This window comes from Pseudomonas sp. BN102 (assembly GCF_029871245.1).
GTDB lineage: Bacteria > Pseudomonadota > Gammaproteobacteria > Pseudomonadales > Pseudomonadaceae > Metapseudomonas.
The window spans coordinates 16824-30483 of sequence record NZ_SSON01000033.1 but is presented as its reverse complement, the minus strand read 5'-3'; the positions used below and the strand labels follow the sequence as shown (position 1 = coordinate 30483).

The 13660-nt window shown below is 64.8% G+C and carries 10 protein-coding genes and 1 pseudogene; all 11 read left to right on the top strand.

Going from position 1 to position 13660, the window contains the following annotated elements; all coding sequences use genetic code 11:
- A partial coding sequence (gene acnB / locus E8F12_RS05340; protein WP_280324247.1) for a bifunctional aconitate hydratase 2/2-methylisocitrate dehydratase occupies positions 1 to 2484 on the top strand: 2484 nt, incomplete at its 5' end.
- A gap of 281 nt (positions 2485 to 2765) precedes the next feature.
- Positions 2766 to 3002, top strand: coding sequence for a YgdI/YgdR family lipoprotein (locus tag E8F12_RS05335; RefSeq protein WP_348532404.1), 237 nt, complete (start codon positions 2766 to 2768; stop codon positions 3000 to 3002).
- A 191-nt stretch (positions 3003 to 3193) separates the two neighbouring features.
- Positions 3194 to 4408, top strand: a complete 1215-nt coding sequence (locus E8F12_RS05330; protein WP_280324246.1) for a CmpA/NrtA family ABC transporter substrate-binding protein — start codon at positions 3194 to 3196, stop codon at positions 4406 to 4408.
- Positions 4409 to 4430: 22 nt separating this feature from the next.
- Positions 4431 to 5009: an ANTAR domain-containing protein gene (locus tag E8F12_RS05325; protein WP_280287046.1), complete on the top strand. Its 579-nt coding sequence runs from the start codon at positions 4431 to 4433 to the stop codon at positions 5007 to 5009.
- Between the two features lie 142 nt (positions 5010 to 5151).
- Entirely contained in the window at positions 5152 to 6396 is a 1245-nt protein-coding gene (gene alaC / locus E8F12_RS05320; RefSeq protein ID WP_280324245.1) for an alanine transaminase, read from the top strand.
- Positions 6397 to 6857: 461 nt separating this feature from the next.
- A complete protein-coding gene (locus E8F12_RS05315; protein WP_280324244.1) occupies positions 6858 to 7517 on the top strand; it encodes a hypothetical protein in 660 nt (219 codons plus the stop codon).
- Positions 7518 to 7777: 260 nt separating this feature from the next.
- Positions 7778 to 8464 (top strand): polysaccharide lyase family 7 protein, encoded by a 687-nt coding sequence (locus E8F12_RS05310; protein ID WP_280324243.1) that lies wholly within the window; start codon positions 7778 to 7780, stop codon positions 8462 to 8464.
- An 84-nt stretch (positions 8465 to 8548) separates the two neighbouring features.
- Entirely contained in the window at positions 8549 to 8992 is a 444-nt protein-coding gene (locus E8F12_RS05305) for a thioesterase family protein (protein WP_280324242.1), read from the top strand.
- A 417-nt stretch (positions 8993 to 9409) separates the two neighbouring features.
- Positions 9410 to 10621, top strand: a complete 1212-nt coding sequence (locus E8F12_RS05300) for a nitrate/nitrite transporter (protein ID WP_280324241.1) — start codon at positions 9410 to 9412, stop codon at positions 10619 to 10621.
- 99 nt (positions 10622 to 10720) lie between these two features.
- Positions 10721 to 12391 (top strand): bifunctional protein-serine/threonine kinase/phosphatase, encoded by a 1671-nt coding sequence (locus E8F12_RS05295; protein WP_280324240.1) that lies wholly within the window; start codon positions 10721 to 10723, stop codon positions 12389 to 12391.
- Positions 12392 to 12646: 255 nt separating this feature from the next.
- A pseudogene (locus E8F12_RS05290) lies at positions 12647 to 13648 on the top strand (FAD-dependent oxidoreductase); the annotation flags it as partial.
- Positions 13649 to 13660 lie beyond the last annotated feature (12 nt).

Genomic DNA, 13660 nt, shown 5'->3' with positions numbered 1-13660 from the left:
GCCTTCCTCCTCGACCTGATCACCAACCGTGTTCCGCCGGGCGTCGACGAAGCCGCCTACGTCAAAGCCGGTTTGCTCTCCGCTATCGCCAAGGGCGAAGCCACCTCCCCGCTGATCTCCAAAGCGCGCGCCACCGAACTGCTGGGCACCATGCAGGGCGGCTACAACATCGCCACCCTGGTCGAGCTGCTGGACAGCGCCGAGCTGGCCACCGTCGCCGCCGAGCAGCTGAAGCACACCCTGCTGATGTTCGACGCCTTCCACGACGTCGCCGAGCGCGCCAAGCAAGGCAACGCCTCCGCGCAAGCCGTGCTCAAGTCCTGGGCCGACGGCGAGTGGTTCGTCAACAAGCCGGCCGTGCCGGAAAAAGTGACCCTGACCGTGTTCAAGGTCCCCGGCGAAACCAACACCGACGACCTGTCGCCGGCGCCGGACGCCTGGTCCCGCCCGGACATCCCGCTGCACGCCCTGGCCATGCTGAAAATGGCCCGCGACGGCATCGAGCCGATCCAGCCCGGCTCCGTCGGTCCGCTGCAGCAGATCGAAGCGGTCAAGGCCAAGGGCTTCCCGGTCGCCTACGTCGGTGACGTGGTCGGCACCGGCTCCTCGCGCAAGTCCGCCACCAACTCGGTGCTGTGGTTCTTCGGCGACGACATCCCCTTCGTGCCGAACAAGCGCGCCGGTGGCTTCTGCTTCGGCAACAAGATCGCCCCGATCTTCTACAACACCATGGAAGACGCCGGTGCCCTGCCGATCGAATTCGATGTCGCCAACCTGGCCATGGGCGACGTGATCGACGTCTATCCCTACGCCGGGAAAGTCTGCCGCCATGGCAGCGAGGAACTGCTGGCCAGCTTCGAGCTGAAGACCCCGGTGCTGCTGGACGAAGTCCGCGCCGGCGGCCGTATCCCGCTGATCATCGGCCGCGGCCTGACCGAGAAGGCCCGTGCCGAACTGGGCCTGGGCGCCTCCGACCTGTTCCAGAAGCCGGAAGCCCCGGTCGACAGCGGCAAGGGCTTCACCCTGGCACAGAAGATGGTCGGCCGCGCCTGCGGTCTCGCCGAAGGCCAGGGCGTGCGCCCGGGCACCTACTGCGAGCCGAAGATGACCACCGTCGGGTCCCAGGACACCACTGGCCCGATGACCCGCGACGAGCTGAAAGACCTCGCCTGCCTCGGCTTCTCCGCCGACCTGGTGATGCAGTCCTTCTGCCACACCGCCGCCTACCCCAAGCCGGTGGACGTGCGCACCCACCACAGCCTGCCGGACTTCATGCGCAATCGCGGTGGCGTCTCGTTGAAAGTGGGCGACGGCATCATCCACAGCTGGCTGAACCGCATGCTGCTGCCGGACACCGTCGGCACCGGTGGCGACTCGCACACCCGCTTCCCGATCGGCATCTCCTTCCCGGCCGGCTCCGGCCTGGTGGCCTTCGCCGCCGCCACCGGCGTGATGCCGCTGGACATGCCGGAATCGGTCCTGGTGCGCTTCAAGGGCAAGATGCAGCCCGGGATCACCCTGCGTGACCTGGTGCATGCCATCCCCTACTACGCCATCCAGGCCGGCCTGCTCACCGTCGAGAAGAAAGGCAAGAAGAACATCTTCTCCGGCCGCATCCTCGAGATCGAAGGCCTCAACGAGCTGACCGTCGAGCAGGCCTTCGAGCTGTCCGACGCCTCGGCCGAACGTTCCGCCGCCGGTTGCACCATCAAGCTGCCGGAAGCGGCCATCGCCGAGTACCTGCGCTCCAACATCACCCTGCTGCGCTGGATGATCGGCGAAGGCTACGGCGACGCCCGCACCCTGGAGCGCCGCGCCCAGGCGATGGAAGCCTGGCTGGCCCAGCCGAACCTGCTGGCCGCCGACGCCGACGCCGAATACGCCGCCGTCATCGAGATCGACCTGGCCGACGTCAAGGAGCCCGTGCTCTGCGCGCCGAACGACCCGGACGATGCCCGCCTGCTGTCCACCGTGGCCGGCGACAAGATCGACGAAGTGTTCATCGGTTCCTGCATGACCAACATTGGGCACTTCCGCGCCGCCGGCAAGCTGCTGGACAAGGTCAAGGGCGGCATCCCGACCCGTCTGTGGCTGGCGCCGCCGACCAAGATGGACCAGCACCAGCTGACCGAGGAAGGCTACTACGGCATCTACGGCAAGGCCGGCGCCCGCATGGAAATGCCGGGTTGCTCGCTGTGCATGGGCAACCAGGCGCGCGTGCAGACCGGGGCCACCGTGGTCTCCACCTCCACCCGTAACTTCCCCAACCGCCTGGGCGACGCCACCAACGTCTACCTGGCCTCCGCCGAACTGGCGGCCGTTGCCTCGATCCTGGGCAAACTGCCGACCGTCGAGGAGTACATGGGCTACGCGAAGAACATCGACAGCATGGCGGCCGATATCTACCGCTACCTGTCCTTCGACCAGATCGCCGAGTACAAGGACGCCGCGGCCAACGCCAAGATCCCGGTGGTCCAGGCCTAAGCCTCCATCGCGAACCTGGTAACGCAGAAGCCCCGCCACGTGCGGGGCTTTTTCTTGCCCCGGATATGCCCCATGCCGTGGCGAACAGATCGTATGTGCAGGGTGAATATCGCTTTTCATATCCACCACCGACAGCGGATAGATCAAGCCTGATCGACCTGCGCCCTGCCGATCCCCCTCCAGACCCATGTTGCAGGGAGGCTTGCCAATAACCGCACACTTTCGGCAGAGGGTAGCCCTGTCCGCCTTGCAGCCCCTCCGCCAGCAGCTATGTTGCAGGTATCAGCTGCCACCACGGGGAGCGCCGCCTGAAAACCTGGTTCCTCATTCTTCTCTGCACTCTTGGCCTGGCCGGCTGCTCAAGCGAATACCTGATCGCCACGACGGACGGCCAGCTCATCACCTCCGACGAGAAGCCAAGACTTGACAAGAACACCGGCATGATCGAGTTCGAAGACCACGAAGGCCGCGCCCAGCAGATCCCGCAAAGCCAGGTGAAACAGATCATCGAACGTTGAGGTAGCTCCGACCTCGAACCCTTGCCCCGCTCCGGCGGGGTTTCTTTTTCCGCCCGCTGGCATATCGCTTGCTTGGTCAGCCTCGACAATACTCACTCCAAAGGCGGAGCGGGTTGATGACGATGGCGTCGCTTCCGGCCGGCTCCGGCTGATCCGGATCGGCGCCATTTTGCTGAAAGGTGGCAACCAAGATGACGGACACCCCGAACACCACTCGCGCGGACAGCCTGGCCTGGGTCGCGGGAAGCGATGCACCGGAGAAGTGCATGCTCAACCTGGGCTTCATGCCCCTGACCGATTCGGCCTCCCTGATAGTCGCCGCCACCCAGGGCTTCGCCCAGCCCTATGGGCTGACCCTGAACCTGCAGCGCCAATTCTCCTGGGCCACCCTGCGCGACAAGCTGATCTGCGGCGAACTGGACGCTGCCCAGGCCCTCTACGGACAGGTCTACGGCATCGAACTGGGGATAGGCGGGCCCTGCGCCGAGATGGCCATCCTCATGGGCCTGTGCCAGAACGGCCAGGCGATCAACCTCTCCGACCCCCTGAAGCGCATCGGCGTGACCAGTTCCGAGGCACTGGCCAGGCACGTGCGCCACGGTGGTGCACGTTTGACCTTCGCCCAGACATTTCCCACCGGCACTCATGCCATGTGGCTGAACTACTGGCTCGCCGCCCAGGGCATCCACCCGCTGCGGGATGTCGACACGGTCGTGGTACCCCCTTCTCAGATGGTCGCCCACCTCGAGGCGGCGCGCATCGACGGCTTCTGCGCCGGCGGCCCCTGGGGCGCGCTGGCGGTGGACCAGGGCCAGGGCTTCACCCTGGCCACCAGCCAGATGATCTGGCCCGATCATCCGGAGAAGGTGCTGGGCGTCACCCGCGAATTTGCCGAGCGGTACCCCAACACTGCGCGCGCCCTGACCATGGCCGTGCTGGAGGCCAGCCGCTTCATCGACGCCAGCCTGGAGAATCGCCGTAGCACCGCCCAACTGATCAGCGGCAGCGACTATGTGGACGTGCCGCTCTCGGCCGTGGAGCCGCGCTTCCTCGGCCACTACCAGGACGGGCTCGGCAATGCCTGGGAGGACGGGCACCCGCTGAGCTTCTTTGCCGAGGGCCGGGTCAACATGCCCTACCTCTCCGACGGCATCTGGTTCATGACCCAGTTTCGCCGCTGGGGCCTGCTGCGGGACGACCCGGACTACCTGGAAGTCGCCCGGCGGGTGCAACGGCTGGACCTCTACCGCCAAGCCGCAGAAGCCCTCGGCATCGAAGTGCCGGCCCTGATGCGCAGCTCGACCCTGATCGATGATCGCACCTGGGACGGCAGCGACCCGGCCGAGTACGCACGCAGCTTCCCGATCCACTCGCTGGCCGGCAGCGCCCGGGCCATCGCCCTGTAGCCATTGGGGGAAGACCACCATCATGCTGCGCATCCTGCTGATCAACGACACCGCCAAGAAAGTCGGCCGCCTCAAGGCCGCCCTGGTGAAAGCCGGCTTCGAAGTGGTGGACGAGTCCGGCCTGACCATCGACCTACCCTCCCGCGTCGAAGCCATCCGTCCGGACGTGGTCCTGATCGACACCGAGTCCCCCGGCCGCGACGTCATGGAACAGGTCGTGCTGGTCACCCGCGACCAGCCCCGCCCCATCGTCATGTTCACCGACGAACACGATCCCAATGTCATGCGCCAGGCTATCCAGGCCGGCGTCAGCGCCTACATAGTCGAAGGCATCCAGGTCGACCGCCTGCAGCCGATCCTCGATGTCGCCATGGCGCGCTTCGAGAGCGACCAGGCCCTGCGCGCCCAGCTCAGCGCCCGCGACCAGCAGATGGCCGAGCGCAAACGCATCGAACTGGCCAAGGGACTGTTGATGAAAATGAAGAACTGCAATGAGGAAGAGGCCTACACCCTGATGCGCCGCCAGGCCATGAGCCGCCAGCAGAAACTGATCCAGGTCGCCGAACAGATCATCGCGATGCACGACATGCTGGGGCATTGACGGGCAGCGCCCCGCTGTACCAACGGAAAATTGCACGACTGTTCTTGCGGACAACGCCTGGGCGGCATATCTTCGCCGCCAGGCCACCGCAGTGGCCGACGTCGCTCGGACGGTTCCGGGCGCTTACGTATCCGAGGAAAGCATGGCTGACCAGCGTTCACCGCGCCGTTTCGCGCGCATCGATCGTCTCCCCCCCTACGTCTTCAACATCACCGCCGAACTCAAGATGGCCGCACGCCGTCGCGGCGAGGACATCATCGACCTGTCCATGGGCAACCCCGACGGCGCCACCCCGCCGCATATCGTGGAGAAGCTCGTGCAGGTCGCCCAGCGCGAAGACACCCACGGATACTCCACCTCCCGCGGCATCCCTCGCCTGCGCCGAGCCATCTCGCGCTGGTACAAGGACCGCTATGACGTGGAGATCGATCCGGAAAGCGAAGCCATCGTCACCATCGGCTCCAAGGAAGGCCTGGCACACCTGATGCTCGCCACCCTGGACCACGGCGACACCGTGCTGGTGCCCAACCCCAGCTACCCCATCCACATCTACGGCGCGGTGATCGCCGGCGCCCAGGTGCGCTCGGTCCCCCTGGTGCCGGGCGTGGACTTCTTCGCCGAGCTGGAGCGGGCCATCCGCGAGAGCATTCCCAAGCCGAAGATGATGATCATCGGCTTCCCGTCCAACCCCACCGCACAATGCGTGGAGCTGGACTTCTTCGAGCGCGTGGTCGCCCTGGCCAAGCAGTACGATGTGCTGGTGGTCCACGACCTGGCCTATGCCGACATCGTCTACGACGGCTGGAAGGCTCCCTCGATCATGCAGGTGCCCGGCGCCAAGGACATCGCGGTCGAATTCTTCACCCTGTCCAAGAGCTACAACATGGCGGGCTGGCGCATCGGCTTCATGGTCGGTAACCCGGAACTGGTCAGCGCCCTGGCGCGGATCAAGAGCTATCACGACTACGGCACCTTCACCCCGCTGCAGGTGGCCGCCATAGCCGCCCTGGAAGGGGACCAGCAGTGCGTGCGCGATATCGCCGAGCAATATCGCCAGCGCCGCAACGTATTGGTGAAGGGGCTCCACGAGCTCGGCTGGATGGTTGAGAACCCCAAGGCCTCGATGTACGTCTGGGCCAAGATCCCCGAAGCCTACGCCGCCCTGGGTTCCCTGGAGTTCGCCAAGAAACTCCTGGCCGAGGCCAAGGTCTGCGTATCGCCTGGATTGGGCTTCGGCGACTACGGTGACGACCACGTTCGCTTCGCCCTGATCGAGAACCAGGACCGAATCCGCCAGGCCGTTCGCGGCATCAAGGGCATGTTCCGCGCCGACGGCCTCCTCGAGCAGCCAGTAGCGTCCAAGGCCCGCAAGACCGGAAAGGCCTGACGCCGGTTCGCGCCCCCTGGTCACAGGAGGCGCGAATTTCTCTGAACTTTCCTGAAACGCCCGCCTGGCAAGCATTCCTTGCCTTTTCAAGCGCTTGGCGCGCCTCGCCCTGCAGTGCCGTCCGTCGGCTTTCAGATCATTTTTTGAACAAAATCAGGGTCCTACCACTCTGATGAAAGCCAGAGTTCATCGTGCCACTTCTGAACCATGGTCGGTCGGCGGCGCGCATGTCTTTTTCCCCTTGAGTCCGGAGCGATTCCAAATGCACAAGTTCATGTGCAGGAGGATTGTCTGTCTCAAAAAAGGAGGAGTGCGTATGAAGACATGAAATATAAATAGAGCTTTAGAACAACCTGACCACCACTCAAAGCCCAAAGAGGCTTACGAGTAAGCAATCAACACATATCGGTGCCCTTACTGCATCAGCACACCAACTTACTTTGTAAAACAAGAGGTAAACCATGGAGCTTTATCACCTGATTACTTCCCTGTTCAAACAGGAAGCAACCATGGAATTAATGCGCATGGGTGTCGTTTATGCCCACCTTATCGCTTGCTGCGTGGCAATCGGCCTGGTCCTGACCAGCGACTACGCCATGATCAAGCAGATGATCACCGGGAAAGACGACGCTACCCATAGCGACAAAACCCATCTTGATACTCTGAAGAAAACTGTACTGCTTGCACTTGCGGCACTCTGGGTAACAGGGATAGGTATCATCCTGCTGGACTACTCTGTCAAAGGCGCAGTGTATTTCCTTAACCCCAAACTCCAGGCAAAGATCCTGGTCGTAGCACTGTTGACCGTAAACGGCTTCCTTTTGCACAGCGCTGTACTGCCTGCCATCAAAAAGGCCGGCACGCTGGTCAAGATGGAAACCAACGCCCGTACCCTTGCCATATTCTCGGGCGTCGTCTCCGGAGTTTCCTGGTTCTACGGGGCCATGCTGGGCATCGCCCGCCCCCTTAGCTGGAAATACTCCCTTGGCGAAATCATGTTCGCCTACCCGGTGTTCATCTGCATCGGCTTCATCATGATGACGCTGCTGGTGAAGTGGGCGAGCAATCGAGCTGAAAGCCTCACTCCTTCCCGAGTGAACCCTGCACTCGCCTCGCAGTAAGAGATGGCTGGGCAGGGACGCCCAATTTCACGAAAAGTACTCCCGCAGAAACTTCTTCAAACTTCACCAGCAACTTCCCCGCAACAACTCCCACGCAACGCTCACTCTCCGCATATCGCAACACCCCGCCATCGTTTCGCCACTGTTAACTCCGCACTGAAGTCCCAATCTTTTTCGTTCCTTCGGTCGGCCGCTCCGGAACTTTTCCATCACCTGCATGTACGAACTGCTGCGCCGACATCCAGCATTAAGGACATGAAATGATAGATCTCAGCACCTGGAACCTGACGGTCCCGGCCACAGACTCCGCCACCCTCATCACCGTCGACCGTCTGAACAACGGTTATGAAAGCCAGTACTTCCGCCGCAATGCCGATGGCAGCATCAGCTTCTGGGTGCCGGTAAACGGTTCCCACACCGCTGACTCCACCTACCCCCGCACCGAACTTCGGGAAACCCAGGCCGACGGCACCCTCAGCAACTGGTACTACAGCAGTGCGGACAACTACCTCAGCGCGGTCCTGTCGGTGGAGCAGGTGCCGAGCGAGAACAAGATCGTCATCGGCCAGATCCACAGCAAGGATCAACCCGGCAGCGAGAACGACCCACTGGTCAAGCTGCAGTATCACTACCTGCGCGGCAATGGCCGGATCGAGGCGCTGCTGCGCAAGCGCCCGGGCGATTCCGAAGTTGAGAACATCCTGCTGGCCGAGAACGTCGAGCTGGGTGAACGCTTCGGTTACGACCTGCGCATCACCCCTTCCGGCAAGCTCGGCATCACCATCACCAGCAAGGGCGACGACGGCGGCCTGTACCGCGAACTCAGCGGTTACTGGGCCCCCCAGCAGCTCTACTTCAAGGCCGGTGCCTACATCCAGGATAACTACGGCCCCCTCAACGAAGGCGGCCGCGTCACCTTCTACTGGTTGAACAGCCTGCACCGCTGACATTCAGCGTGGGAATGGCGGCCATCGCGTGCCGCGCGGGCGTAGAATCGGCGCCTCTTCGCTTCTACGCCCGCCGAGAACCCGATGGCCCGCCTGTCCCTGAACTTCCCCGAAGACCAGTACTGCTACTCCACGCACCTGACCGTGCGCGTCACCGATATCAACGGGGCTAACCACCTGGGCAACGACTCGATGATCTCCATGATCTCGGAGGCCCGGGCGCGCTTCCTGTTCGAGTTCGGCGTCAGCGAGACCACCGCGGACGGCACGGGCATTATCGTCACCGACCTCGCGACCACCTACAGGGCCGAGGCCCATGCCCGCGACCAGCTGCTTTTCGACGTCGGCGTCATGGACTTCAACAAGTACGGCGGCGACATCACCTTCCGCATCACCCGCCCGGCCGACGGCCGGCTGGTCGCCATGGCCAAGTCCGGCTTCGTCTTTTTCAACTACCGGGAGTCCCGCGTGGTCGCCATGCCTGAGACTTTCCGCAACACCTTCCCCAGGGTGAATTGGCTGGATTGAGCCCGAGTGGCATCAACTCGGTGCAACGTCAGGCCCTTCGCCCCGTTTTGAATCAGGCCGTTTTTCCGCCCTGAGCCCACGAGCCGCTCTGCAATAGGCCTTTCGCAGATTGGCCCGGCTCTTGCTCAGTCTCAGGCAGAGGTAACCAACGGCGGTTGCCCCATTACACGACAAAGGCGTCGCGTCACTCCGCAGCAATGCGGACAGTGATGCGGCGCCTTTTTCGTTCGGGCCCCAGCGATGGGGCGGTGGACGGGCCGGGATCCGGACGTTCGCTTGCAGCTCACTCAACCCCGCTGCGGCCCCGGCCGCAGGACGAAGCGCCACAAGCGCGACGTTTTTCCGGGGGGTGCGCCCGCCGTGCCCACGATCACGGCGGGCGTGCCCCCCGGCCCCCTACTGCAGATGAGGTGTTCGATGACAACGAGTTTCTGGAAAGCCGGCCACACGCCCACGCTGTTCTCCGCCTTCCTCTATTTCGACCTGAGCTTCATGGTCTGGTACGTGCTGGGCCCGCTGGGCGTGCAGATCGCCGCCGACCTCGGGCTCAGCACCCAGCAGCGCGCCATGATGGTGGCCACGCCCATTCTCGCCGGCGCGGTGCTGCGCTTCCTGATGGGCATGCTGGCCGACCGCACCTCGCCCAAGACCGCCGGCCTGATCGGCCAGGTGGTGGTCATCGCCGCACTCTTCGTGGCCTGGCAGATGGGCATCCACAGCTATGAACAGGCCCTGCTCCTCGGACTCTTCCTCGGCTTCGCCGGCGCCTCCTTCGCCGTAGCGCTGCCCCTGGCTTCCCAGTGGTATCCGCCGCAGCACCAGGGCAAGGCCATGGGCATCGCCGGCGCCGGCAACTCCGGCACCGTGCTCGCCGCCCTCTTCGCTCCCGGCCTGGCCGCCCTGTTCGGCTGGAGCAACGTGTTCGGCCTGGCGCTGATCCCGCTGGTGCTGACCCTCATCATCTTCACCCTGGCTGCGCGCAATGCACCCAACCGCCCCGCGCCCAAAGCCATGGCCGACTACTTCAAGGCCCTGGGCGACCGCGACAGCTGGTGGTTCATGCTGTTCTACAGCGTCACCTTCGGCGGCTTCCTCGGCCTGGCCAGCACCCTGCCCGGCTACTTCCATGACCAGTACGGCCTGGCCCCGGTCACCGCCGGCTACTACACTGCGGCCTGCGTCTTCGCTGGCAGCCTGATGCGCCCCCTGGGCGGCGCCTTCGCCGACCGCGTCGGCGGCATCCGCACCCTGCTGGCGGTCTACACCGTGGCGTCGGTGTGCATTGCCGCCGTGGGCTTCCACATCTCCAGCTCCACCGTCGCGCTGGCCCTCTTTGTGGTTGCCATGCTCAGCCTGGGCGCTGGCAACGGCGCGGTGTTCCAGCTGGTGCCTCAGCGCTTCCACAAGGAAATCGGCGTGATGACCGGGCTGATCGGCATGGCCGGCGGCATCGGCGGCTTCTGCCTGACCGCCGGTCTGGGCGCGATCAAGCAGCACACGGGTGACTACCAGCTGGGCCTCTGGCTGTTCGCCAGCCTGGGTGTAGTGGCCTGGTTCGGCCTCTATGGCGTCAAGCAGCGCTGGCGCACCACCTGGGGCTCGGCAGCCGTCACTGCTGCTCGCGTCTAGTCTCATGCCTGATTCGGCGCCTGCCCCGGGTTGGCGCCGAGCGACCTACTGCAAGGAGCGCTCTGCGCTCCTTTCGCCCATAGAGGACCGGCGCCACAGATGACCCTGCAACTCAGCTTCGGCGAAGCCAGCGCAACCGGCCCCCGCGCCGAGAACCAGGACGCCCTCAGGGTCGTCACCCCCGCACCAGCCCTGGCCGCGAGCAAAGGCTACCTTTTCGCCCTGGCGGACGGCGTCAGCCAGTGTGCCGACGGTGGCCTGGCCGCCCGCGCCACCCTGCAGGCTCTTGCGCTGGACTACTACGCCACCCCGGAAACCTGGGCCGTGGCCCAATCCCTGGACCGCCTGCTGGTGGCCCACAACCGCTGGCTGCAGGCCAACGGCGGCGGCCAGCCGCTGCTTACCACCCTCACCGCACTGGTCCTGCGCGGGCGCCGCTACACCCTGGCCCATGTCGGCGATTGCCGCGCCTACCGCTGGGACGGGCGACAACTGAGCCGCCTCAGTGAAGACCATGTCTGGGAGCAACCGGGTATGCAGCATGTGCTCAAGCGCGCGCTCGGTCTCGACCAGCATCTGGTGGTGGACTACCTGGATGGCGAACTGGAGGAGCGCGAAAGCTTCGTACTGGTCAGCGATGGAGTCTGGGCCGTGCTCGGCGACCCGGGCATCCAGCGCATCCTTCAGGACGAGCAGGATCTCGGCGCCGCCGCCCAGGCGCTGGTCAGCGCCGCGCATCTGGCCGGTGGCCAGGACAACGCCAGCGTCCTACTGGTTCGCGTCGACAACCTGCCCGAATCCGGCCTGGCGGACACCCTGGCTCAGCTCGACCACTGGCCGCTACCCCCGCGCCTGCAGGAGGGCCGGGCCTTCGAGGGCTGGCAAGTGGAGCGCCTGATCGCCGAATCCCGCCAGTCCATGGTTTACCGGGTTCGCGACGCGCAGGACCGGCGCTGGCTGCTCAAGACCCTGCCGGCCAGCCGCCACGACGAGCCCAAGGCGGCTCCGGCGCTGCTGCTGGAAGAATGGTTCCTGCGTCGTGTGGCGGGGCGCCACTTCCCCGAGGCCCATCCCCTGCCTCAGCGCCAGCACCTCTACTATGTGCAGCGCGAATACGCCGGGCAGACCCTGGCCGAGCACCTGCGCCTAAGCGGCCCCATGGCGCTGCCTGAATGGCTGGACATCGCGCCACGCCTGCTCAAGGCCCTGGGCCAGCTGCACCGGCGCAACATCCTGCATCGCGACATCAAGCCGGAAAACCTGCTCTGGGGCGACGACGGCGAGCTGCGCCTGCTGGACTTCGGCCTGGCCTATTGCCCCGGGCTTTCCCAGGACGAAGCCCACAGCCTGCCCGGAACCCCCAGTTACATAGCGCCGGAAGCCTTCGCCGGCGCGCCGCCCTCCCCCCAGCAGGACCTCTACGCGGCAGGCGTGACCCTCTATTACCTGCTCACCAGCCACTATCCCTATGGCGAGATCGAGGCCTTCCAGCATCCGCGCTTCGGCACGCCCACACCGGCGAGCCGCTACAGGCCCGACCTGCCGGCCTGGCTGGACGAATGCCTGTCCCGTGCCATCGCCGTCGCCCCGGCGGACCGCTACGAGACCATGGAAGAGTGGCTTCTGGCCCTCGAACAGGACGAACGCCGCGCGCTCACCGCCAAACCCAGGCCCCTGCTGGAGCGCGAGCCGCTGAAGGTCTGGCGCGGCATGGCCCTGTTATCCCTGTTGCTCAATCTGGCTCTGCTGATCCTGCTGCTGCACGGTTGACGCACCAGGACGGGGCAGCGCGCCCCGAGTAAGTGCAGGGCGACTCATAGGTCACCGCGCCAAGCCGCGAAATACAAGGCGCTCAGGAATTGGCACGGCGGCTGCAATGCCAGTATCGACAATCTACAAAAGCGCCCGCCTCAACGACGAGACGGCACTTTCCCGATCGAACGGGACTTGGACAAAGGCGTCCTGCTGGCAACAGCGGGACGCCTTTTTTGTTTGCTCGACATGTTTATGCGGGAGCGTCCTGACATGAAGAAATCCAAGCTGGTGGTGATCGGTAACGGCATGGCCGGAGTGCGTACCCTCGAAGAGCTGCTGAGGCTGGCGCCCGACCACTATGAGATCAAGGTGTTCGGCGCCGAACCCCATCCGAACTACAACCGCACTCTGCTCTCGCCGGTATTGGCGGGCGAGCAATCCTTCGACGAGATCATCCTCAACGACCTCGCCTGGTACGAAGGCAACGGCATCGAACTGCTACTCAACCGCAAGGTGGTGAAGATTGATCGCAAGCGTCGCCAGGTCATCGCCGAAGACGGCACCTGCGCTGACTACGACCGCCTGGTGATCGCCACCGGCTCGACCCCCAGTCGCCTGTCGATCCCCGGCAACCGCCTGCAAGGCGTGATTGGCTACCGCGATATCGCCGGCACCCGCGCCATGATCGAAACTGCCCGCACCCACAGCCACGCCGTGGTAATAGGCGGCGGCCTGCTCGGCCTGGAAGCGGCCAACGGCCTCAAGCAGCGCGGCATGGACGTGACCGTGGTGCACCTGGCCAACTGGCTGCTGGAGAAGCAACTCGACCAGAAGGCCGGCGAGAAGCTGCTGCGGGCCCTGCAGGCACGCGGCCTCCGCTTCCGCCTGGGGACCGCGACCGAGGAGCTGATCGACAACGGCGACGGCCGCGTCTGCGCCGTTCAACTGGCCGGCGGCGAGGTGATCACCGCCGACCTGGTGGTGATGGCAGCCGGCATCAGACCCAACACCGAACTGGCCGAACAGGCCGGCCTGCCGTGCAACCACGGCATCCTGGTGGACGACACCCTGCAGACCTACGACCCGCGCATCTATGCCATTGGCGAGTGCGCCAATCACCGGGGCATCTCCTACGGACTGGTGGCGCCGCTAATGGAACAGGCCAAGGTCTGCGCCAATCACCTGGCCATGCTCGGCTTCGCCCGCTACCAGGGCTCGCGCACCGGCGCCCGCCTCAAGGTGGCCGGGATCGAGATGTTCAGCGCCGGCGACCCGCCCCATCCA

Excerpts from the sequence above, each read along its gene's own strand:
- E8F12_RS05330 (WP_280324246.1), top strand. The coding sequence starts at position 3,194 with ATGACGGACACCCCGAACACCACTCGCGCGGACAGCCTGGCCTGGGTC.
- E8F12_RS05325 (WP_280287046.1), top strand. The coding sequence starts at position 4,431 with ATGCTGCGCATCCTGCTGATCAACGACACCGCCAAGAAAGTCGGCCGC.
- alaC (WP_280324245.1), top strand. The coding sequence starts at position 5,152 with ATGGCTGACCAGCGTTCACCGCGCCGTTTCGCGCGCATCGATCGTCTC.
- E8F12_RS05315 (WP_280324244.1), top strand. The coding sequence starts at position 6,858 with ATGGAGCTTTATCACCTGATTACTTCCCTGTTCAAACAGGAAGCAACC.
- E8F12_RS05310 (WP_280324243.1), top strand. The coding sequence starts at position 7,778 with ATGATAGATCTCAGCACCTGGAACCTGACGGTCCCGGCCACAGACTCC.
- E8F12_RS05305 (WP_280324242.1), top strand. The coding sequence starts at position 8,549 with ATGGCCCGCCTGTCCCTGAACTTCCCCGAAGACCAGTACTGCTACTCC.
- E8F12_RS05300 (WP_280324241.1), top strand. The coding sequence starts at position 9,410 with ATGACAACGAGTTTCTGGAAAGCCGGCCACACGCCCACGCTGTTCTCC.
- E8F12_RS05295 (WP_280324240.1), top strand. The coding sequence starts at position 10,721 with ATGACCCTGCAACTCAGCTTCGGCGAAGCCAGCGCAACCGGCCCCCGC.